Origin of the sequence: Salinicola endophyticus, assembly GCF_003206575.1 — a bacterium.
Lineage (GTDB): Bacteria > Pseudomonadota > Gammaproteobacteria > Pseudomonadales > Halomonadaceae > Salinicola > Salinicola endophyticus.
In genome coordinates this window covers 349131-372077 of the sequence record NZ_PZJO01000003.1, presented here as the reverse complement: position 1 = coordinate 372077, position 22947 = coordinate 349131, and the positions used below count along the sequence as shown (strand labels likewise).

Genomic DNA, 22947 nt, shown 5'->3' with positions numbered 1-22947 from the left:
CTCCCCGCTCGATCTCACGCTGGTTGGATGATCGCGCCCGCGCCACTGCGCGGACGCGACGCTCAGGAGGTCGCGCTCTTGACCGCCATGGCGAGCTGCTCGGCGGCCACGTCGCTGGGCATGTCGCTGTTGACGAACGAGGAGACGATGTCGAACACGGCATTCTTGACCGAAGCGGGCGCGGCGTAGCCGTGCGCCAGACTGCCCATCAGGGTCGAATGCTCGGCGGCCGCCTGAACCTGCTGATAGCCGCGCTGGGCGCAGGCATCGAGCGAGTCGGCGGAGAGATCCATGCGCGCCGGTACCGAGCCCTTGAGCCGGCTGAAGGTGAGCTGGAACTCGGGTGAACCGATGATCCGCGCCATGGTCTGCTGCATCTGCTGCTGCTGGGCATCGTCGGTATCGAACATGATCATCAGATCGCTGTTGAAGGTGACGGCCTCCTGGGTGCCCGGGGTGCGGAAGCACATGAAGTCCTTGCCCGCCTCGAGCCCCGCATTGAGGAACTCGCCCTTGGCCCAGTCACCCATGATCTGATACAGCGCCTTGCCGTTGATCACCATCGCGGTGGCCAGATTCCAGTCGCGTCCCGGCGAGTTGTCGTCCTTGTAGGCGAGCAGCTGACGCAGGTTGTCGAAGGTCTTGACCATGGTCTCGGAGTCGAGCGCCTGCGGGTCGAGCTCGATCAGCGCCCGGCGATAGAAGTCGGCACCGCCGGTGGCCAGCACCACGTTCTCGAACACCGTGGTGTCCTGCCACGGCTGGCCACCGTAGGCGAGCCCGGTGTAACCGGCCTGCTTGGCCTTCTCGAGGGAGGCGATGAACGCATCCCAGGTCTTGGGCTGGGCAATGCCGAGCTTGTCCATCAGCGCCTTGTTGGCCCACACCCAGTTGGTCGAGTGGATCTCGAACGGGGCCGCGATCCAGTGCCCGTCGAACTTGGCGAAGTTCTGGATCGCCGCGGGGAAGACATCGTTCCAGTGCTCCGCCGCGGCGATGTCGTCGAGGGTCGCCAGCGCATCGCGCTTGGCCCAGTCCTGGGCGTCGTAGCCCAGCACCTGGGCCGCCGTGGGCGGATTGCCGGAGGTGATCCGCGAGCGCAGCACAGCCATCGCGTTGGTCCCGGCGCCGCCGGCGACCGGCATGTTCTGCCAGCCGATCTGCTGCGTGGCGAGCGCATCCTTGAGCGCGCCCAGGGCCTTGGCCTCGCTGCCCGAGGTCCACCAGTTGAGCACCTTCACCTGATTGTCGCCGGTGCCATCCGCCGCCAGGGCCGATGGGCTCAGAACCGAGGCGCTCAGCGGCAGCAGGGCGCAGCCGAGGCGGGCGATGAAGCGTCGTGTCGTGATACCGAACATCCCTGTCATCCTTCTTGTTGTCGGCCTGTCGAGGAAGGCCATATCGGATCGGAGACCGCGTTCGGGGAAGCGTCGGCCGCTTCCGGGACCACGGTGCGGCTCGCCAAAGTCCCTTGCTGACTCGGATCAGCCACTGATTCGAACGACTATTGCGCAGCGGTTTGCCGCCGGCAATACAACCAAGGGTGCAGCCGCCGAACGCAAAACGGCCCGCCCCCGGTAGGGGGCGGGCCGTCGGCTGGCCTGGCAGTGTCTCGGGCGCGCTCAGATATCCAGGTTGGCCACCAGCGCGAAGCGCTCGATGAAGTCGCGGCGCGGCTCCACCTCGTCGCCCATCAGGGTGTTGAACATCTGGTCGGCGGCCACCGCGTCCTCGATCGAGACCCTCAGCATGCGCCGCGATTGCGGGTCCATGGTGGTCTCCCACAGCTGGTCCGGGTTCATCTCGCCCAGCCCCTTGTAGCGCTGGATCGACAGCCCGCGCTGGGCCTCCAGCATCAGCCACTCCAGCGCATCGTAGAAGGTCTCGATCGGCTTCTGGCGCTCGCCACGGGCGATATAGGCGCCCTCCTCGACCAGCCCGTCGAGGGTCTCGCCGAGACCCGCCAGCGCGCGGTAATCCGCACTGCGGAAGAAGTCGATGCCCCACACGTAGTCGGTGGTGACACCGTGGGCGGTGAGCGCCACGCTGGGCAGCCACAGACCGCGCTCGGTGTCCTCCTGCAGTTGGAAGGTGTAGCGCGGGCCGCCCTCGTGGGCGATCAGCGAATCCATCTCCACCTGCAGTGCCTCGATCCACTGCTGCAGAGTGCCGCGGTCGCTCAGATTGGCCTCCTCCAGCTTGGGAGCGTGGACCATCTTGCGCAGCACCGCGTTGGGATAGACCCGCGACAGCCGGTCGATGCGCTTCATCACGTCACGATACTGGGTTACCAGCGTCTCGAGCTGCTCACCGCCGATGCCCGGCGCGTCGGCGTTGACGCACAGGCGTGCGCCATCCAGCGCGGTGGTGGTGAGGTAGTCGGTCATCGCCTGCTCGTCCTTCAGGTACATCTCCTGCTTGCCGCGCTTGATCTTGTAAAGCGGCGGCTGGGCGATGAACACATGACCACGCTCGATCAGCTCCGGCATCTGGCGGAAGAAGAAGGTCAGCAGCAGGGTACGGATGTGCGAACCGTCGACGTCGGCATCGGTCATGATGATGATCGAGTGGTAGCGCAGCTTGTCCGGATTGAACTCCTCGCGCCCGATGCCGCAGCCCAGCGCGGTGATCAGGGTGCCGACCTCGGCCGAGGAGAGCATCTTGTCGAAGCGCGCCTTCTCGACGTTGAGGATCTTGCCCTTGAGCGGCAGGATCGCCTGGGTGCGGCGGTCGCGGCCCTGCTTGGCACTGCCGCCGGCGGAGTCACCCTCGACCAGGTAGAGCTCGGAGAGGCTGGGATCCTTCTCCTGGCAATCGGCCAGCTTGCCCGGCAGCCCGGCGATATCCAGCGCACCCTTACGTCGGGTCATGTCGCGCGCCTTGCGCGCCGCCTCGCGGGCACGCGCGGCGTCGATCATCTTGTTGACGATCGCCTTGGCATCCGCAGGGTGCTCGATCAGATAGTCGGAGAAGTGCCGGCTCAGCTCCTGCTCGACCGCGGTCTTGACCTCCGAGGAGACCAGCTTGTCCTTGGTCTGCGAGGAGAACTTGGGATCCGGCACCTTGACCGAGATGATCGCGGTGAGGCCTTCGCGGGCGTCGTCGCCGGAGGTCGCCACCTTGGCCTTCTTCTGGATGTCCTCGGCCTCGATGTAGCTGTTGAGGCTGCGCGTCAGCGCCGCACGGAAGCCGGCCATATGGGTGCCGCCATCGCGCTGCGGAATGTTGTTGGTGTAGCAGAAGACGTTCTCGGCGAAGGTGTCGTTCCACTGCATCGCCACCTCGACACCGATACCGTCCTCGCGCTGCATCTCGAAGTGGAAGACCGGATTGAGCGCGGTGCGGTTGGTGTTGAGATGGTCGACGAAGGCGCGCAGACCGCCCTCGTAGTGGAACAGCTCCTCGCGGCCGTCACGCTCGTCGACCAGGCGGATCGCCACGCCGGAGTTGAGGAACGACAGCTCGCGCAGGCGCTTGGCGAGAATATCGTAATGGAACTCGATGTTGGCGAAGGTCTCGCTGGACGGCTTGAAATTGATCTGGGTGCCCGACTTCTCGGTCTCGCCGACCACTGCCAGCGGCGCCTGCGGCACGCCGTGGCGATAGATCTGCTCGTGGACCTGGTGGTTGCGCCAGATGGTCAGCTTGAGCTGCTCGGAGAGTGCGTTGACCACCGACACCCCGACCCCGTGCAGACCGCCGGAGACCTTGTAGGAGTTGTCGTCGAACTTACCCCCGGCGTGGAGCACGGTCATGATGACCTCGGCGGCGGAGACCCCTTCGGCGTGGATGTCGGTGGGGATGCCGCGACCGTCGTCGGAGACGGTGACCGATTCGTCGGGGTGAATGACGATGCGGATCTCGCTGCAATGGCCGGCCAGCGCTTCGTCGATCGAGTTGTCGACGATCTCGAACACCATGTGGTGCAGGCCGGTGCCGTCATCGGTGTCGCCGATGTACATGCCCGGGCGCTTGCGCACCGCGTCCAGTCCCTTGAGGACCTTGATGCTCGATGAATCGTAGGCCTGTTCGCTCATTGCTCACTCCATGGTGAAATCATTCCGAATGCAGCCGTCCGCCGGCGATACACGATGCCACGACATCCGTGTCCGGCTGCCAGACGTCGGCCAGCGCCGAGCGCTCGACGCTGGTGATGAAGACCTGGCAGTTGAGCCGCTCGAGCCAGCGGCAGAAGATGCGCTGGTGTTCGCCGTCGAGCTCCGCCGGCAGGTCATCGATCAGATAGAGGCAGGTCTGCCCGCTCAGCTGCTCGAGCAGGCGCCCCTGGGCCAGTTTCATGGCGCTGACCACCAGCTTCTGCTGCCCGCGGGAGAGCACCTCCACCGCGGCGTGGCGCCCGACCCGGATGCGCAGGTCGGCACGCTGTGGCCCCTGCTGGGTGAAGCCCATCTGGCGGTCGGTATCACGCCCGGCCTCGAACACCTCGAGCAGGGCGCGCTGACGATCCCAGCCGCGCGAGTAGCGCAGGCTCAGATCCGCCAGCGGCAACAGCGCCGCCAGGGTCTCCTCGAAGACCGGCAGAAAGCGCGCCATATAGCCCTCGCGCAGCGCATCCAGCCGCTCGCTCCAGTGGGCCAGTTCCTGCTCCCAGACGCCTATCGACGCCCGGTCGATTCTATCATGCCTGAGCAGGGCGTTCCGATGTTTCAACGCACGCCGCACGCGCTTCCAGGCGTCGAGGAACACCGGCTCGGCATGGAACACACCCCAGTCGAGAAACTCGCGTCTTGCCGCCGGCGATCCCTCCAGCAAACGGAAGGCATCAGGATTGATCAGCTGCAGCGGCAGTGCCTCGGCGAGCTGGGTCACCCTGGCGGCCCGCTCGCCGCCGATACGGATCTCCAGCTCCTGGACGTCACGCCGGCGACGCACTCCCAGCGGGCGCGGCGGATCGCCGTCGAGGCGCCCGAACAGGGTCATCTCCTCGGCGTCGTGGGTAATCAGCGCCTTGAGCTTCTGGGTGCGAAAGGAGCGCGCCATCCCCAGCACGTGGAGCCCCTCGAGCAGCGACGTCTTGCCGCTGCCGTTGGCCCCGCTGATCACATTGATGTGCGGCCCCGGCGTCATCTCGAGCGGATGCAGATTGCGCAGGCCGTGAAAACTCAACCGATCGAGCGGCATGGCACGTGAAAACTCATGGCAAGAGACGAGAGGAGATGCCCGGCCAGTCGATCACCGGGTAAGACGTTGGCGAGCGATGATCGGCCACCACCGCCGCTGGAGGGTAATCGGCGAGCGCGATGAAGCGCACGCCGCGCGCCGCCCGAAAAGCGAGACATAACAACGGGGTTAGGCGAGCTTGACGGGCGGCGTGCAACAACGCGATTCGCGCGCGCAGCCATTACCGATGGTCAAAGGCGCATCGGCATGACCACGTAACGGGCATCCCCGCCGCCCGGCTCTTCCATCAGCGCCGAACTGTTGGCATCCGACAGCGTCATCTGCATGCGGTCGGCGTCGAGCACGTTGAGCACATCGATCAGGTAGCCGACGTTGAAGCCGATCTCCAGCGCATCGCCGGTGTACTCGATGCCGACATTCTCCTCGGCCTCTTCCTGCTCGGGGTTGTTGGCCATCACCTTGAGGTTGTTCTCCTCGAGCTGCAGACGCACGCCGCGATACTTCTCGTTGGAGAGAATGGCGGTACGCGCCAGGATCTGGCGCAGTTCGCCGCGCTCGGCGATGAAGGTCTTGTCGCCGCCCTTGGGGATGACCCGGTCGTAGTCGGGGAACTTGCCGTCGACCAGCTTGGAAGTGAAGGTGAACTCGCCGGTATTGGCCCGGATATGGTTGGCGCCCAGCGCCAGCTCCACCGGCTCCTCACTGCCATCGAGCAGCCGCGACAGCTCCAGCACGCCCTTGCGCGGGATGATCAGCTTGCGCGCTTCGGCGAGCTCGATCTCGGCGCTGCGCTCGCACACCGCCAGACGGTGGCCGTCGGTGGCCACGGTGCGCACCACGTGGTTGGCCAGCTCCAGCAGCATGCCGTTCAGGTAGTAGCGGACATCCTGCTGCGCCATGGCGAAGGAGGTGGCATCGATCAGGTACTTGAGCGTGCCCCGCGGCAGCGACAGCGTGGTGTCGTTGTGGCCATCCTCGATATTGGGGAACTCGGCCACCGGCAGGGTGGAGAGGGTGAAGCGCGAGCGCCCGGCGCGCAGCACCACGCGACCATCCTCCAGGGTAAAGCTGATCTCCGACTGATCCGGCAGCGATTTGCAGATATCCATCAGCTTGCGCGCCGGCACGGTGACGGAGCCCGGCTCGTCGACCAGATCGGTGGTCGCGCGACCGATCAATTCCACCTCGAGATCGGTACCGGTCAGCGACAGGCCGCCATCCTGGACTTCGATCAGCACATTGGAGAGCACCGGCAGCGTCTGACGGCGCTCGACCACGCCGGCCACCAGCGTCAGCGGGCGCAGCAGGGCTTCGCGGGAGATGGAAAATTTCATGGGAGCTCCGTGGTTGAATTCGATCCTGAAAGAAACGTCGGCGCCGCGAGCGGCCGCGGCGACGCTGCCGGCTGGGGTTCATTCTTGCTGCCCGGGGCGATACGGGCAATCCCCTGGCGGCGCTTGCCGAGCCGATGGGGTCAGCTGGTCAGCAGTCGCATCAGATTCTTGTAGTCCTCGCGGATGTCCGCGCTCTCCTCCTTCAGCGCCACCACCTTGCGGCAGGCGTGCAGCACGGTGGTGTGGTCGCGTCCGCCGAAGGCATCGCCGATCTCGGGCAGGCTGTGGTTGGTCAGCTCCTTGGCCAGCGCCATGGCGACCTGGCGCGGCCGCGCCACCGAGCGCGAACGGCGCTTGGAGAGCAGGTCGGCCATCTTGATCTTGTAGTACTCCGCCACCGTGCGCTGAATGTTCTCGATCCCGACCTGCTTGTCCTGCAGCGCCAGCAGATCCTTGAGCGACTCGCGGATGAAGTCCTGGGTGATCGGCTTGCCCATGAAGTGGGAGTCGGCGATCACCTTCTTCAGTGCGCCCTCCAGTTCGCGCACGTTGGAGCGGATCTTCTGGGCGATGAAGAAGGCGGCGTCGTGTGGCAGGTCGACCTTGGCCTGATCGGCCTTCTTCATCAGGATCGCCACCCGGGTCTCCAGCTCCGGCGGCTCGATCGCCACCGTCAGCCCCCAGCCGAAGCGCGACTTGAGACGCTCCTCCACCCCGCTGATCTCCTTGGGGTAACGGTCGGAGGTGAGGATCATCTGCTGGCCGCCCTCGAGCAGGGCGTTGAAGGTGTGGAAGAACTCCTCCTGGGAGCGCTCCTTGCCACCAAAGAACTGGATATCGTCGATCAGCAGCGCATCGACGCTGCGGTAGAAGCGCTTGAAGTCGTTGATCGCGTTGAGCTGCAGCGCCTTGACCATGTCGGCGACGAAGCGTTCGGAGTGCAGATAGACCACCTTGGCGTTATCGCGCAGGCCGGCCAGATGATTGCCCACCGCATGCATCAGGTGGGTCTTGCCCAGGCCCACCCCGCCGTAGAGGAACAGCGGGTTGTAGGCGCCACCGGGATTCTCCGAGACCTGGCGCGAAGCGGCCCGCGCCAGCTGGTTCGACTTGCCCTCGACGAAGGTTTCGAAGGTGAAGTTGGGGTTGAGGCCGCTCTGGTGCTTGAGACTGCCCTCCACCTGCACCTGGCGTTCACCGCCACGCCGGCCGCTCTCTTCACGCTCGCGGCTCTGGTCGAGTGCCTGCTCCTCGGCCACCTCGGGGGAGCGCGACGGTGTCTGGACACTGGGCGCACTGGGGCGCTGCGGCGGCTGGCTGGGCGCCGACACCGGCGCGCCCAGATCCCGCGGCGACACGGCGGCCGCGCGACGGCTGCCCACCACCAGACGCACCTTCGGCGGCTTGCTGCTCGATGCCACTTCGCGCAGCAGCTCGTTGATGCGCTTCAGGTACTTGTCGCTGACCCAGTCGCGCACGAAGCGGTTGGGCGCCAGCAGACAGAGCTCGTCCGTCTCGCCATCCTCCGCCTGCAGGGGGCGGATCCAGGTGTTGAACTGCTGCGAGCTCAACTCATCCTGAAGCGAATTGAGACATTGTTGCCAGAGAGCGACCGACACACGACCTCACGGGAATTTCGGCAGATGAAAAGAAAACGGCCGCACAGTGTAGCGCCGGCCAGACAGGTTATCCACACGTGGTCGCCAGGTCATCCCTCTGTGGATAAACGGCGGAGAACCCGTTGACAGCCTTGGGAAAATCATGACCCGGCCGTGCTCATTCAGCGCCGCGCCAGACCTCGAACCTTGTCACTGCACGCAGGATCTTCACCTCTCTTCCGCATCTTCCCCACAGGCCAGAAAAATGCATAGATACATGAATAATAAGGGTTATTGTGAGTTATTCACAAACATTATCCCCATCCTTAACCACATGGTGTGATTGACAAGCGTCCAGGGTGGGGATAAGCCGAGGAGGACCATTTCCACCTTCGACCGCCGATGGCGCCCCTTCCTAACGGCGTACGCGCGTGACCGCCGCGGCGATCTGACGCAAGGGTTTCACCCACAAACGGGTGTGGATAATTCAGAGAAAAATTGCACCCGATCGCCGGATTCACTAGAATTCCCGCTCTTGAGCCGAGTGAGCCCGGTTTCCGTACGCGTGTCGGGCATCCCGTTTCGAACCAGTTTTTCGAGCTAAATCAATAGCTTAATCACTCAACCAATTGGGAAAAAGCCACCATGAAACGTACTTTTCAGCCGAGCGTCCTGAAGCGCAAGCGCGTCCACGGTTTCCGTGCCCGCATGGCGACCAAGAACGGCCGTCAGGTCATTGCCCGTCGTCGCGCCAAAGGCCGCAAGCGCCTCAGCGCCTGATCGGACATCGGGTGTCCGATCAGGGTTTCCCCCGGCAGCTACGGTTGCTCAACGCCGGGGACTACAAGCACGTTTTCGACCACGCTCCCTTCAAGGTCCACGGTAAAGGCATGCTGGTGTTGGCACGCCCAAACGCGCTTGGCCATCCGCGGATCGGGTTGATCTTCAGCAAGAAGAACGTGCGTCGTGCCGTCGACCGCAATCGCCTCAAACGCCTCGTGCGCGAATCCATCCGTCTGCAGCAGCATCGCCTGCCGCCCGTGGATATCGTTCTTCTCGCTCGGCGAGGCGTACACGAGCTGGACAATGCCAGCGTCGCGCGCCAGCTCAACGGCATGTGGCGACGCCTGGAAAAGTCCGCGCGCCAGACGCGCCACGACACTTCGTCGTCGACCTGATCGGACATCCCCGCGCTGCAGGCCGGGGAGCTTCGGCGTCCATCGCCGAATGATCGCCGTTGCCCGGCGCCTACCGAACCACTCCCTTACCGGGCAGACCCCTCTATGGATTTCAAACGACTCCTTTTCGTGATTCCGCTGGCCGTACTCGCCTATCTGCTGATCATGCAGTGGAATCAGGACTACGGTCAGAACGTCGTGAACAACCCGGCACCGGAAGTCGCTTCGGCCACCAGCGACGGTGGCAAAGAAGGCAATGCCCTCTCCGCCCCCGACGGCGGCAGTGGCAAGACCCAGCCGATCGAGGACGACATGCCCGCGGGTAGTGCTCCCGCCAAGGGCAGCAACCTGATCCAGGTCCAGAGCGACGTGCTCGATCTGCGCATCAACCCCAACGGCGGCGACATCGTCTACGCTGCGCTGTTCGGCCATGACCAGGTTCTCGACTCCGACAAGCCCTTCGTGTTGCTCAGCGACAACAAGGTGCGCAGCTACGTGGCCAAGTCCGGTCTGCAGATCGAAGGTCATAGCGGGCGCATCGATTTCCGCGCCGACAAGACGAGCTACGCGCTCAGCAAAGACGAGAAGAGCCTCGACGTCGACCTGCACGGCAGCGTCAACGGCGTCGATATCATCAAGCGCTTCGTGATCGACCGCGGTAGCTACGCGATCAAGGTCGAGTACCTGATCGACAACGCGAGCCAGCAGCCGGTCACCGCTCGCTTCATCGGTCAGCTCGCCCGCGATCAGAGCGCCGATCCGACCAGCGGCCAGGGCGTCGGCATGCACTCCTTCCTGGGGGTGGCGTTCTCGTCGCCGGAAGAGAAGTACAGCAAGGTCAGCTTCGAGGATATCCGTAAGGGCAACTTCCAGAACCGCGATGTCAAGGGCGGCTGGGTCGCGATGATCCAGCACTACTTCACCTCCGCGTGGGTGCCCAACCCGAATCAGCAGAACCTCTACTACGGCAGCGTCGACAACCGCGATCGCACCGTGGCGGCCTTCGCCGGTCCCAACGAAACCGTCAAGCCGGGCCAGCAGGAGACCCTTGCGGCAACGCTGTACGTCGGACCCAAGGTGCAGTCGATGCTCGCCAAGGTGGCGCCGCACCTGGAGCTGACGGTCGACTTCGGCTGGCTGTGGTTCCTCGCCAACCCGCTGTTCTGGCTGCTCGATCATATCCACAAGATCGTCGGCAACTGGGGCTGGTCGATCGTCCTGCTCACCGTCTGCGTCAAGATCGTGCTCTTCCCGCTGGCGGCCAAGGCCTACAAGTCGATGGCCCGCATGCGCAAGATGGGCCCGGAAATGAAGCGGCTCAAGGAGCAGTACGGCGACGATCGCCAGAAGATGTCGCAGGAGATGATGAAGTTCTACCAGAAGGAGAAGATCAATCCTCTGGGGGGCTGCCTGCCGATGGTGATCCAGATGCCGGTGTTCATCGCGCTCTACTGGATGCTGATGGAGTCGGTGGAGCTGCGCCACGCGCCGTTCATCCTGTGGATCCATGACCTCTCGGCCAAGGACCCCTACTTCATCCTGCCGATCATCATGGGCGGCACCATGCTGCTGCAGCAGTTCCTGAACCCGACCCCGCCGGACCCGATGCAGGCGAAGATCATGAAGATGCTGCCGGTGGTCTTCACCTTCTTCTTCCTGTGGTTCCCGGCCGGTCTGGTCATCTACTGGATCGTCAACAACTCGATCTCGATCCTGCAGCAGTGGTTCATCACCCGGCGCGTCCTCAACGACGACAGCGGTGGCGGCAAGGCGCTCAAGCCCAAGAGCTGATCGCCCTCCGCGAACCCTCCCAGACCCCCGCCCCGGCGGGGGTCTGGCGTTTATACATCGCCTTCCTGTACAACTACCCGCGCACGCCGGCCCGGCACCGAGCGTCGCCGTCCACCCCGTGCCACCGGAGACCGTGATGAACGCACCGCTCTATCGTCAGGACACCATCGCCGCCCTGGCCACGCCCCCGGGACGCGGCGGCGTGGGCATCGTCAGAGTCTCCGGGCCCGCCGCCGGGGTCATGGCCGAGCACCTGCTGGGCCACCGCCCCCAGGCACGCCACGCCCACTACGGACCCTTCCACGCCGAGACGGGTATCATCGACGAGGGCATCGCGCTCTACTTCCCCGGCCCCCACTCGTTCACCGGCGAGGATGTGCTCGAGCTTCAGGGCCATGGCGGCCCGGTGCTGATGGACATGCTGCTGGAGCGCTGCGTGGCGCTCGGCGCGCGTCTGGCACGCCCCGGCGAGTTCTCCGAGCGCGCCTTTCTCAACGACAAGCTCGATCTGGCCCAGGCCGAGGCGATCGCCGATCTGATCGACGCCAGCTCCCGCGCCGCCGCGGAGAATGCCCTGCGCTCGCTGCAGGGCGAGTTCTCCAGCCGCGTGTCGCAGCTGGTCAGCGAACTGATCGAACTGCGCCTCTATGTCGAGGCGGCGATCGACTTCCCCGAGGAGGAGATCGACTTCCTCGCCGATGGTGTGGTCGCGGCCAAGCTGGCGGCGCTGCGCGAGACCCTGGCCGCAGTGCGCGCCAGCGCCAACCAGGGTGCACTGATGCGTGAGGGCATGAGCGTGGTGATCGCCGGGCGCCCCAACGCCGGCAAGTCGAGTCTGCTCAACCGTCTCACCGAGCGCGACAGCGCCATCGTCACCGAGATCGAGGGCACCACCCGCGATGTGCTGCGCGAACATATCCATGTCGACGGCATGCCGCTGCACGTGATCGATACCGCCGGCCTGCGCGACACCCCGGATGCGGTGGAGCAGATCGGCGTCGCCCGCGCCTGGGCCGAGATCGAGAAGGCCGACCGCGTCCTGCTGCTGGTCGACGCCCGCACCACCACGGAGACCGACCCACAGGCGATCTGGCCCGAGTTCGTCGCCCGCCTGCCCCACCCCGAGCGGCTGACGCTGGTACGCAACAAGATCGACGAGAGTGGCGAGGGCGATACCGCCGACTTCGAATCCACGCCGCCGGTGATCCGCCTCTCGGCGCACACCGGCGCGGGGGTGGATAACCTCAAGACCCATCTCAAGGCGGTGATGGGCTTCGATGCCACCACCGAAGGCCGCTTTTCCGCCCGGCGCCGCCACCTGGATGCCCTCGAACGCGCCAGCCAGGCGCTGGTCAGCGGCACTGCCCAGTTGGAGGGTGCCGCCGCCGGCGAGCTGCTCGCCGAGGATCTGCGCGACGCCCAGCAGGCGCTCAACGAGATCACCGGCGAGTTCACCGCCGACGATCTGCTCGGCGAGATCTTCGGCAGCTTCTGCATCGGCAAGTGAGCCGAATAGAGGCCATATTCGGCTCATTAATTGAGCCGAATATGCTACGCTTTTGGCTCATTGCCCACACGAGCCACCATGACCGTGTCCTCAGTACCTTCATCGACGAGCTGGATCTGGCAACAACCGCAGTGGCCTGGATTCCATTGGCAGGCAGAAGCCGTCGCGCCGGCGCTACGTCGAGCCACGCTGCGTCAAGGCGAGCTACTGGGATTGAGCCACAGGGGCGATGACACTCAGCCCGCGCAAGCGCTGGAAACGCTACTGACCAATATCGTCCACTCGTCCGCCATCGAAGGCGAGAGACTCAACGTGCAGTCCCTGCGCTCCTCGCTGGCACGACGCCTGGGGCTGAGCGACGCGTCAGCCTACCCCGTCTCGCGCCGTTCGGAAGGGCTGGCGGAATTGATGCTCGAAGCCGTTACCGCGCTGGAGATACCGCTGACGCTGGATACGCTGCTGCGTTGGCATGCGCTGCTGTTTCCAGAGCCGGGTCTGTTGCAGTCTGTCGCCGTCGGCCAACTGCGCCGAGATGATGACGGGCCGATGCAGGTGGTCTCGGGGCGCATCGACCGGCCCAGAGTTCACTTCGAAGCACCACCGGCCAACCGCCTGGAAGCCGAACTGGCACGCTTCGTCGAGTGGTTCAATGCCAGTCTCGACGATAACGCGCTGGATCCCCTGATACGTGCCGGGCTGTGCCACCTCTATCTGATTACCCTGCATCCGTTCGAAGATGGCAATGGACGCCTGACGCGGGCGCTGACCGATCGCGTCCTGGCACAGGCCGAGGCGCAGAGCATCCGGCTCTACGCCATGTCGGAAGCGATCATGACCCGGCGCAGCGACTACTACGCCATGTTGGAGTCCACCCAGCACGGTGGTCTGGATATCACCGCATGGTTGGTTTGGTTCCTGGAAACCCTGGAAGCCGCGATGCGCGAGGCCATCACCAAGGTCGAGCGTACCTTCGAACGCCAGCGGTTCTGGCAACGACACGCCATGACGGCGCTATCCGATGCTCAAACCCGTGTCCTCGAGCGCCTGCTGGAAGGCGGCGATCGTGGTTTCGAGACGGGCATCAGTGCGTCTCAGTATCAGAAGGTCGCCAAGGTCAGCAAGGCGACCGCTACGCGCCATCTGCAGGATCTGGTCGAGAAGGGTTGTCTGGAACCGATGTCCGGTGGCGGGCGTAGTACGCGTTATCGAATCAATGGCGGGAAGCGAAGTGAGTAGACACCAACCCGCCAGGCCTTGAAAAAAAGTCCCGATACGAATCAGACACGTCCATTGCCGCAAGATGGCGATAACCGCATTGCAAGAAGTAGCATGGGCGGCCAGGCAGGCCTTCCCAAAAAACAGAGTGTCTTTTAAAAAACGGCGTCCTTCGTTGAAAGGTCAAAAGGGTAGGCGAAGCTGAGTAAGGCTTCGCCACGCCGACGATCTGCTCGGCGAGATCTTCGGCAGCTTCTGCATCGGCAAGTGATCGGCCAAAGGTCGACTTTTCCGCTGCCCTCGCCGGCGTTATGCTGGCGAACTCATTCACACTCGAATGCCGGTTTCCCATGTCGCCACACATCCCGCATCCGCACGCTTCCCGCCTTGCCGAACTGTCGGTAGGGCCGCAGGTGCTGGCGGCGACACCTCCCCCCCGCTCCTCTGTCGCGCGTGTCGTGGCCGACGTCTTGGCTGACACCGTGGCTCCGCCTGCGGTTGTCGCGAGTGTCGCTGGCGTGCAAGCGCCGCCACGCCTCGCCGCGCTGGGCTGATCCGCCCGGCGATCCCAAGCCCGACAATCCCCGTTCGCTGTGTATGCTGGTCGACGCGCATCGCGTCCAGCAACGGGTCGTCACGTCTTCGACAGATGAGTCTTCACATGATCCGTTCTTCTTCATGGGGCCAGGCCGCCCCAATGGCCCTGTTCGTGCTGCTGTGGGGCAGCGCCCCAATCTTCACCCGCTGGGGGCTGGATCACGGTTCGCCGCTGGCGCTGCTGATCCTGCGCTTTCTGCTCGCCCTGGCCGTGCTGCTGCCGCTCGCCGCCCAGCGCGAAGCCTGGCTACCACCGCGGGGCCAGCGGCTGCGCGTCGCCGGCGTCGGCACGCTGCTGATCGGCGGCTACTCGGTGTGCTACTTCGAAACCCTGGACCACGCCATCACCCCCGGGCTGTTGGCAACCCTGCTGGGTATCCAACCGCTGCTGACGCTGCTGCTGACCGAGCGCCGGATCTCCGGCTGGCGCATCGCCGGGCTGTTGCTGGCGCTGTGCGGGCTGGCACTGGTGGTACTGCAGAGCCTGCTGGCCGCGCAATTCCCTGCGCTCGGAATCCTGCTGGCACTGGCCACCCTGGCCTGCATGACCCTCGGCGCGATCGGGCAGAAGTCGATCGCCCTGCCGCCGCGCCAGGTGCTTCCCCTGCAATATCTGGCAAGCCTGGCGCTGTTCCTGCTGCTGACCCCGTGGCGCCCGGTGAGCGTCAGCTGGCAGCCGGGGCTGATCGTGGCCGTGGTGTGGTTGGGGCTGGTGATCTCGGTCCTGGCACAGCTGCTGCTCTACCGCATGATCCGTCAGGGCAACCTGGTCAACGTCACCAGCCTGTTCTACCTGGTGCCGATCGTCACCGCGCTGCTGGACTATCTGCTGCTGGGCAATGCGCTCTCGCCGCTGGCCATTCTCGGCATGGGTGCGATCCTCGGCGGCGTAGCGCTGGTGTTCCGTACGCGTTAGCCGTCCGCAGGGTACCGTGGTGCGCACACCGCGTTCATACTGAACGCCATCGCACACCGGAGATCCACGATGACCACGCGTACCCTGCTCTGCTACGGCGACTCCAATACCCACGGTACCGAGCCGGTCAGGACGTTGGGGCCGCTGGCGCGCTATCCCTTCGAGACACGCTGGACCGGGGTGGTAGCTGCCACCCTGGGCAGCGAATGGCGGGTGATCGAGGAGGGTCTGCCGGCACGCACCACGCTGCATGACGATCCCATCGAAGGGGTGCATCTCAACGGCCTGCGCTATCTGCGCCCGTGTCTGCTGAGCCAGCTGCCGCTGGACGTGATGACGCTGATGCTGGGCACCAACGATCTCAAGGCGCGATTCTCCGTTACCCCCGACGATATCGCCCTGAGCATTCAGCGGCTGCTGTGGGAGATCGAGGCCACCAGCGCCCAGTTCGGCGTGGCCGCCCCCAAGGTGCTGCTGATCGCGCCGGCGCCGATTCGCGAGATCGGCCCCTTGGCAGGCATCTTCACCGGTGGCGAGCGCAAGTCGCGCCAGCTGGCGAGCCGCTACCGCAAGATGGCGCGGGAGGCGGGTGCCGGCTTCATCGACGCCGGTACCCTGATCCAGGTCAGCGAGGTCGACGGCGTGCACATCGAGCCCAATCAGCAGCGCCTGCTGGGCGAGGCGATCGCCGCCGAAGTGACCCGCCTGATCGACTGATCGCCCAGGTCGGGGGCGATGATCATCCGGCGTGGTAGCCGACGTCGACTCAGGCCGTCTCCGGCTGCCCGGCGTCGGCTCGCTGCGTCAGCATCTCCGCCACGCAGTGCCCCACGCGGCTCACCGCGCGGGCGATCTCGGCATCGAACACGGCATGGTTGAGGCGCAGACAGTGGCGGTACTTGCCGGTGGCGGAGAACACCACCCCGGGGGCGATGCGGATGCCCTCTGCCATCAGGCGCTGATTGAGCGCGACGCTGTCGATGCCGTCAGCGCACTCGAGCCAGAGCATGAAGCCCCCCGCCGGATAGCTGACCCGGGTCGAGGCGGGGAAAGCGCTTTCGATCACGTCGAGCATGCGGTCTCGGTTGCCTTGGTACTGCGCCCGCATCCGGCGCAGATGAGGCTCGTGGTGCCCTTCGCGGATGAACTCGGCCACCGCCATCTGACCTTGGGTCGCGGTGGAGCCGGTGCCGACGTACTTCATGTGCAGGGCGCGCTCGTGATAGCGCCCCGGCGCGATCCAGCCGATGCGCAGCCCCGGCGCCAGGGTCTTGGAGAACGAGCTACACAGCAGCACCCGGCCATCCTCGTCGAACGACTTGATCGTCACCGGTCGCGGAAAACCGTAGCTGAGATCGCCATAGACATCGTCTTCGATGATCGCCACGTCGAAGCGTTGAGCCAGCGCGTAGAGCGCCCGCTTGCGCGCCTCCGACAGGGTATAGCCGAGCGGGTTGTTGCAGGTCGGGGTGAGTTGGATGGCACGGATCGGCCACTGCTCCAGGGCCAGCTCCAGTGCCTCCAGGCTGATGCCGGTCTCGGGGTCGGTGGGGATCTCCATCGCCTTCATGCCGTAGGCGCGGATCGACTGCAGGGCGCCGTAGAAGCTGGGTGAATCCACCGCGATGATGCCGCCGGGCTCGCACACCGCCCGCATGGCGATCGAGATCGCCTCGTGGCAGCCAGTGGTGACCACGATATCGTCGGGATGCAGCCGGCAGCCCTGGCCCACCGCGAGCCGTGCAATCTGCTCGCGCAGTTCGGGACGCCCGTGCAGGGTATCGTAGTTGAGTCCGATCAGATCCTGGCGCCGGCTGACCCGGGCAAGTGCGCGCAGCAACGGCTTGAGCGTCGGCGCATCGATATCCGGCATGCCCCGGCCCAGGTTGTGCATGCTGGTGTCCGGCAGCACGCAGGTGCCCTCGCGCACGTGCTCCCACTGTGACACCTCGACCGGGCGCTGGGCGGTACGTGCGACCGGCGGCGCGGGCAGGCGCTCACGCCGCGGCGAGACGAAGTAGCCCGACTTGGGCCGCGCCTCGATCAGTTGGGCGTCTTCCAACTGATGGTAAGCGTGCTGCACGGTGGAAAGGCTGACCCCGTGCGCCTGGGCCAGCGCGCGCACCGAGGGCAAGCGCTCGTGGACCTGATAGAAGCCGGCCTGGATACGCTCGCGCAGATGATCGGCCAACCGCTCGTAACGGTGCATTTTCCCCTCCCCGCCTCGCATGACATGTCACGCCAACCATTGTGTATGCTCGCACCCGGCGCTTCACGTGACAGATCGCGCACAAAGCGGGCATACAGAGTGGGAAAGCGCCTATCTGTGTGCCCGATATAGTCGTTTTCTGCCTCTGTGTGGCACGCCGGCGGCTGCCTAAGCTGGACACTCCCCTCGAGACACGGGAGTCGCCACCATGCGTTTCACACCCTTGCACCTGCTGGTCACCACGCTGGATACCGTGGACGGTATCCTGTGGGGCAACTTGCACCAACGCCAGCGATCGCTGCGGCGTGACTCGCCCAACGTCTGGCAGCGTCGGCGCACCCGGCGCCAGCTGGCGGAGCTCGATGCGCAGCAGTTGCGGGATATCGGCCTGCTGCCCAGTCAGGTGTACCGGGAAACGCATCGCCCGTTCTGGCGCTGAGTCGACCACCTAGCTAGCTAATTCGGCCAGAGAATGTCCTGATGAGTAAGCACACACTACCAGCTGGCGGCTCGCCAGAATCCAGTCTCACGTTGTCCGCGGCGCAGGTCCAAGGGCGGCGCGGCTATCGCTACATGTTGCTGGATGTCTTCACCGCCACGCCCTTCGCGGGCAATCCGCTGGCCGTGTTTCCCGACGCCGCTGCACTGACGGACATCCAGATGGCGCAGTTGGCCAAGGAGCTGAACCTCTCCGAGAGCGTGTTCATCACCACGCGCCTACCCGGCCGCGTTGCCCTGCGCATCTTCACCCCCAGCGGCGAGCTGCCCTTCGCCGGTCATCCCAGCGTGGGTACGGCCTGGTTGATACGGGCACTGGGTTGGCACGATCCCGCCACGCCGCTGATTCTCGCAGAGGGCGTGGGCGACGTGCCGATCCGCTTCGCCGGCACCCAGGCCTGGCTGACCACGGCGCAACCGCTCGACGTCAGTGAAGACTCACTTTCGATCGAGCAGGCGGCAGAGATCCTGGGGCTCTCCCGGGCGCAGATCGCTACTCGGCCAGTCAGGGCCTCCTGCGGTATTCCCTATCAGTTGATCGAACTCGCCGATCTCGATTCGCTGGCCAGCGTTCAGGTCGAGAGTGGCACGCTCGCCCGCGCCCTGCCCGCCCCCGCCGAGCGCAATCTCTATCTCTATGTGCGCAACACCTCGCAGCAGCTGCGCGCGCGGATGTTCACGGCAGAAACGACCCTCTACGAAGATCCCGCCACCGGCAGCGCCGCCGCGCCACTGATCGGCCATCTGTCGCGCCAGATGCCGGCCACCCAGATGCTCGACTGGCAGGTCACCCAAGGGGTCGAGATGGGTCGGCCGAGCCATATCCACGGCCGGGTGAGCCGCGCCGAGGTAGTCCAAGAGACGATTCAGATCGGTGGCGAGGCGATCATCGCCGGCGAAGGCGTTCTCTACGTCTGAACGTGCCAATGCCGCCAGCCACCTTGGATAGGCACCATTGTGGTGCAATTCATCGCCTCCAGGACTCAGGATGGTGATAACTGCATATCCCAATCCTGGCCTTTTCCGATAACACAGCATTATCAATAGGCGTCTCTGAGCGACCCTGGCCCGGCGGCACGCTTACTGCATGGAAATGGCAGAGCCTTCCTCGGGAGAGATGCCATGTGGTCGCTGCTTCGTCCGCTGCGAGCCCTGCTCGGCAGCGTCGCCCTGCTGCTGCTGGGCAACGGTCTGATCAACACCCTGTTGACCCTGCGCGGCGCCAGCGAAGGGTTTCCGACGGCGCTGATCGGTCTGATCATGTCCGGCTACTTCGTCGGTTTCGTCTGCGGCACCTGGGTCAGCGGACGCCTGATCCGGCGCATGGGCCATATCCGCACCTTCGCCTTCTGCGCCAGCCTGTGCGCCTCGACCGCACTGCTGCACCTGATCTTCATCGACCCCTGGGTATGGCTGGCGCTGCGTGTGCTCTACGGGCTGAGCTTCATCACCGTGATGACCGTGATCGAGAGCTGGCTCAACGCCCAGGCCGCCAGCCACGAGCGCGGCCGCGTCTTCGCCCTCTACATGGTGATCAACCTGGGCGCACTGACACTGGCCCAGCAGATGCTGCGGCTGGACACCCCCGAGGGCCATCTGCTGTTTTTGATGACCGCCATCTTCATCTGCTGGGCGCTGTTGCCGATCACCATGACCAAACGCAGCCAGCCGGTGATCACGGCGCGCCCCAAGAGCCGGCTCAAGGCGCTGCTCGGCTTCGCCCCGCTGTCGGTGGCCGCCGCCGCGCTCTCGGGGCTGGCCATGGGTGCCTTCTGGGCGCTGACCCCGGTCTACGCCCGCGCCCAGGGCTTCGACGTCGGCGGTGTCGGCCTGGTGATGAGCGCCGCGATTCTCGGCGGCGCCCTGCTGCAGATCCCCATTGGGCGCTTCTCCGACCGACACGACCGCGCCCGGGTCATGACCTGGGTGGTGCTGCTCGCGGCCCTGTGTGCCGCGGTGATGCCACTGGTGCCTGACCCCAGGGTGCTATTGGGTCTATTCTTTGTCTGGGGCGGTTTGGCATTTTCCCTCTACCCCCTGGCGGTGGCGCAGTTGATCGATCAGTTGCACCCCGATGAGATCGTGTCCGGCTCGGCCGACATGCTGGTGGTGCAGGGCGCCGGCAGCGCCCTGGCGCCGATTCTCGCCGGCGCCGTGATGAGCCTGTTCGGCAACCAGGGGCTACCGCTCTATATCGCCGGCGTGCTGGCCCTGCTGGGTCTCTACGCGCTCTACCGCCGCCGCCACGTCTCGACCCTGATCAGTGGCGACAGCGCACATTTCGAGCCGATGACCCCGACCAGCAGCCAGGCGCTGGAGATGATGTACGACGACGTGCAGCAGGATCTGTTCGCCGACCCCAGTTTTTACGCAGAGCATGAACGCCGGCGGATCGTCGACACGGCCGCCAAGGCCTGAGGCCTCCCCGGTGTATGCTGCAGGGAACCACACCCCGGCCATGCCGGGCAGGAGAAGAACATGCTACTAGCGACCGATCTCGACGGTACCTTTCTCGGTGGCGCCCCGGAGGACCGCCTGAGCCTCTACCAGACCATCGCCGCGCATCCGGAGATCCAGCTGGCCTACGTCAGCGGGCGCAGCCTCGAGGCGATCCTGCCGCTGCTCTCCGACCCCACGTTGCCGCAACCCGACTATATCGTCGCCGACGTCGGCGCCAGCCTCTATCACGGCGATACCCTGCAGCCGATCCAGGCGCTGCAGGACCCCATCGACGAGTGCTGGCCAGGCGAATCACGCATCGCCAGTGCGATGAGCCGCTTCCCCGAGATCGTGCGTCAGGACGAGCCGCAGATCCGCCGCTGTTCCTACTACTGCGCTCCGGAACAGGCCGAGAGCCCCGAGCTCGCGGCGCTGGCCGACGAGCTCGGTTGCGAGATGCTCTACTCCGCCGGACGCTATCTCGACTTCCTGCCGCAGGGGGTCAACAAGGGCTCCAGCCTTCAGAAGCTGGTCGAGTGGCTCGATATCGCCCACGACGACGTGCTGGTGGCCGGCGACACCATGAACGACCTGGCGATGCTGAGCGCCGGCTTCAAGGCGGTCTGCGTGGGCGACGCCGAGCCCGAGCTGCTCGAGCGCACCCGCCCGCTGCCCAAGGTGATGCACGCCAGCGCCGCCGGTTGCGGCGGCATCATCGAAGCCTTCGCCCACTTCGGCTTCCTGGGGGCACGCGGGCTGGCGGCGGAGAATCGCCGCGATACCGCCCATACCGGCAAGGCCGAGCTGGTGATGGTCTACCACCGTCTGCCCTACGAGGAGTATCGCGTCGACGGCAAGATCCGCCGCCGCCGCCCGACCTCGCCCAACGGCATCATCCCGACGCTGCAGAGCTTCTTCGCCAACCAACGCGGCTCGTGGATCGCCTGGTCGATCTACGAGGGCGACGAGGAGCCCGAAGACTTCGTCGTTCACACCAGCGTCGACGCCAAGCAGTATCCGTTGCTCACCGCTGCCCGCGTGGCGTTGACGAAGGAGCAGGTGGACATCTTCTACAAGCGCTTCTCCAAGGAGGCGTTCTGGCCCACGCTGCACACCTTCTGGGAGCGAGCCCGTTTCCGCGAGGAGGATTGGGACACCTACTGCGAGGTCAACCGCGCCTTTGCCGAACGTACCGCCGAGGAAGCCGCCGAGGGCGCCCTTATCTGGATCCACGACTACAACCTGTGGATGGTACCCGCCTATCTGCGCGAGCTGCGCCCGGACCTGCGTATCGCCTTCTTCCACCACACCTACTTCCCCTCGGCGGATGTCTTCAACGTGCTGCCGTGGCGCCGCGAGATCGTCGGCAGCCTGCTGCAGTGCGACTACGTGGCCTTTCACATCCCGCGTCAGGTGGAGAACTTCGTCGACGTCGCCCGCGGCGTGGTGCCGCTGACCACGCTATCGCGCCAGAACTGCGCCCCACGCTTTCTCACCTACGGCTGCGCGGTGGGGCTGGAGACCATGACCACGGCGATCGATACCGGCACTCGGGTGGTCAGACTGGGCGCGCATCCGGTGGGGCTGGATCTCGGGCGTATTCGCAACGCGCTGGAACAGGACGGTGCCGAGGCGCGCATGGCCGAACTGCGCGACGAGTTCGAGGGCATGAAGCTGATTCTCTCGGTCGAACGCCTCGACTACACCAAGGGGATTCTCGAAAAGCTCAAGGCCTACGAGCTGCTGCTCGACGAGAACCCGGAGCTGCGCGGCAAGGTCACTCTGGTCAGCATCTGCGTGCCGGCGGCGCGTGAAATGACCATCTATGACGAGCTGCAGACCCAGATCGAACAGACCATCGGCCATATCAACGGTCGCTTCGCCGACGTCGGCTGGACGCCGGTACAGTTCTACTTCCGCGGTTTCCCGTTCGAGGAGCTGATGGCGTGGTACGCCATGGCCGACGTGATGTGGATCACTCCGCTGCGCGACGGGCTCAACCTGGTGGCCAAGGAGTTCGTCGCCACCCAGGGGCTGACCCAGGGCTGCGGCGTGCTGGTACTGTCGGAGTTCGCCGGCGCGGCGGCGGAGCTGAAGGGGGCGATCCTGACCAACCCCCACGACCTGCACGACCTGGCGCGCACCTGCTATCTGGGGCTCAACCTGCCGCGCGCCGAAGCCCAGGCGCGTCTGCGCCAGCTCAACGATATCGTCGAGTACAACGATATCCGCCGCTGGGGCGACGAGTTCATCGCCGCGATCAAGGACGAGGGCGACAGCGGCGCCAGCACCTAGGCGCTGCTGCCTTGCCGAGCCCGCCGATTGGCGGGCCTGGTGTTTTAGGGTCTGCACGAAAAAGTCGGCGAGCGAAGGCCAGACCGGGGCGCGTAGCTAAGGCAAAAATCGACGAAAACGGACCGGGCTGGCGCTCCAGTTTACGATGTGTAAATGAGCATTTTTGACCGGGCTGGCGTTCCAGCCGATTTTTAACGCCGTATTACCGAGCGCAGCCAATTTTCGTAC

The 22947-nt window shown here is 65.2% G+C and carries 17 protein-coding genes; 11 read left to right on the top strand and 6 right to left on the bottom strand.

Annotated elements, in window-relative coordinates; all coding sequences use genetic code 11:
- Nucleotides 1-62 precede the first annotated feature (62 nt).
- The 5 genes from DOM66_RS08190 to dnaA all read right to left on the bottom strand — a co-directional run bounded on the left by DOM66_RS08190 (nucleotide 63) and on the right by dnaA (nucleotide 8095).
- A complete protein-coding gene (locus DOM66_RS08190) occupies nucleotides 63-1358 on the bottom strand; it encodes an ABC transporter substrate-binding protein (protein ID WP_110689823.1) in 1296 nt (431 codons plus the stop codon).
- Between the two features lie 264 nt (nucleotides 1359-1622).
- Nucleotides 1623-4037, bottom strand: a complete 2415-nt coding sequence (gene gyrB / locus DOM66_RS08185) for a DNA topoisomerase (ATP-hydrolyzing) subunit B (protein WP_110673714.1) — start codon at nucleotides 4035-4037, stop codon at nucleotides 1623-1625.
- Between the two features lie 19 nt (nucleotides 4038-4056).
- The gene (recF, locus tag DOM66_RS08180; protein WP_110673715.1) at nucleotides 4057-5142 is read right to left on the bottom strand and encodes a DNA replication/repair protein RecF; all 1086 of its coding nucleotides are present in this window, start codon (nucleotides 5140-5142) and stop codon (nucleotides 4057-4059) included.
- 230 nt (nucleotides 5143-5372) lie between these two features.
- A complete protein-coding gene (gene dnaN, locus DOM66_RS08175) occupies nucleotides 5373-6476 on the bottom strand; it encodes a DNA polymerase III subunit beta (protein ID WP_110689822.1) in 1104 nt (367 codons plus the stop codon).
- A 140-nt stretch (nucleotides 6477-6616) separates the two neighbouring features.
- Complete coding sequence (dnaA, locus tag DOM66_RS08170; protein WP_110673717.1) at nucleotides 6617-8095, bottom strand: chromosomal replication initiator protein DnaA; 1479 nt, start codon at nucleotides 8093-8095, stop codon at nucleotides 6617-6619.
- A 624-nt stretch (nucleotides 8096-8719) separates the two neighbouring features.
- Between dnaA and rpmH the strand changes: the two genes are divergently transcribed.
- From rpmH to DOM66_RS08135, 7 genes are all read left to right on the top strand, one after another.
- Complete coding sequence (rpmH, locus tag DOM66_RS08165) at nucleotides 8720-8854, top strand: 50S ribosomal protein L34 (RefSeq protein ID WP_019019264.1); 135 nt, start codon at nucleotides 8720-8722, stop codon at nucleotides 8852-8854.
- Nucleotides 8855-8865: 11 nt separating this feature from the next.
- Complete coding sequence (gene rnpA / locus DOM66_RS08160) at nucleotides 8866-9252, top strand: ribonuclease P protein component (protein ID WP_110673718.1); 387 nt, start codon at nucleotides 8866-8868, stop codon at nucleotides 9250-9252.
- Between the two features lie 105 nt (nucleotides 9253-9357).
- Nucleotides 9358-11043 carry a membrane protein insertase YidC gene (gene yidC / locus DOM66_RS08155; protein WP_110673719.1) on the top strand — a complete coding sequence of 562 codons (1686 nt, stop codon included), beginning with the start codon at nucleotides 9358-9360 and terminating at the stop codon, nucleotides 11041-11043.
- 136 nt (nucleotides 11044-11179) lie between these two features.
- Complete coding sequence (gene mnmE / locus DOM66_RS08150) at nucleotides 11180-12550, top strand: tRNA uridine-5-carboxymethylaminomethyl(34) synthesis GTPase MnmE (protein ID WP_110689821.1); 1371 nt, start codon at nucleotides 11180-11182, stop codon at nucleotides 12548-12550.
- A gap of 78 nt (nucleotides 12551-12628) precedes the next feature.
- The gene (locus tag DOM66_RS08145) at nucleotides 12629-13786 is read left to right on the top strand and encodes a Fic family protein (RefSeq protein WP_110689820.1); all 1158 of its coding nucleotides are present in this window, start codon (nucleotides 12629-12631) and stop codon (nucleotides 13784-13786) included.
- 640 nt (nucleotides 13787-14426) lie between these two features.
- Nucleotides 14427-15278, top strand: coding sequence for a DMT family transporter (locus DOM66_RS08140; RefSeq protein ID WP_223161926.1), 852 nt, complete (start codon nucleotides 14427-14429; stop codon nucleotides 15276-15278).
- A 69-nt stretch (nucleotides 15279-15347) separates the two neighbouring features.
- Nucleotides 15348-15995: an SGNH/GDSL hydrolase family protein gene (locus DOM66_RS08135; RefSeq protein WP_110689818.1), complete on the top strand. Its 648-nt coding sequence runs from the start codon at nucleotides 15348-15350 to the stop codon at nucleotides 15993-15995.
- Between the two features lie 49 nt (nucleotides 15996-16044).
- Here the strand turns inward: DOM66_RS08135 and DOM66_RS08130 are convergent, their stop codons facing one another.
- Complete coding sequence (locus tag DOM66_RS08130; protein WP_110689817.1) at nucleotides 16045-17487, bottom strand: aminotransferase-like domain-containing protein; 1443 nt, start codon at nucleotides 17485-17487, stop codon at nucleotides 16045-16047.
- Between the two features lie 208 nt (nucleotides 17488-17695).
- Between DOM66_RS08130 and DOM66_RS08125 the strand changes: the two genes are divergently transcribed.
- From DOM66_RS08125 to ggpS, 4 genes are all read left to right on the top strand, one after another.
- Entirely contained in the window at nucleotides 17696-17926 is a 231-nt protein-coding gene (locus DOM66_RS08125; RefSeq protein WP_110673725.1) for a DUF1127 domain-containing protein, read from the top strand.
- Between the two features lie 41 nt (nucleotides 17927-17967).
- A complete protein-coding gene (locus DOM66_RS08120) occupies nucleotides 17968-18903 on the top strand; it encodes a PhzF family phenazine biosynthesis protein (protein ID WP_110689816.1) in 936 nt (311 codons plus the stop codon).
- Between the two features lie 204 nt (nucleotides 18904-19107).
- Entirely contained in the window at nucleotides 19108-20403 is a 1296-nt protein-coding gene (locus DOM66_RS08115; protein ID WP_110673727.1) for an MFS transporter, read from the top strand.
- A 60-nt stretch (nucleotides 20404-20463) separates the two neighbouring features.
- Nucleotides 20464-22719 (top strand): glucosylglycerol-phosphate synthase, encoded by a 2256-nt coding sequence (gene ggpS / locus DOM66_RS08110; RefSeq protein ID WP_110689815.1) that lies wholly within the window; start codon nucleotides 20464-20466, stop codon nucleotides 22717-22719.
- Nucleotides 22720-22947 lie beyond the last annotated feature (228 nt).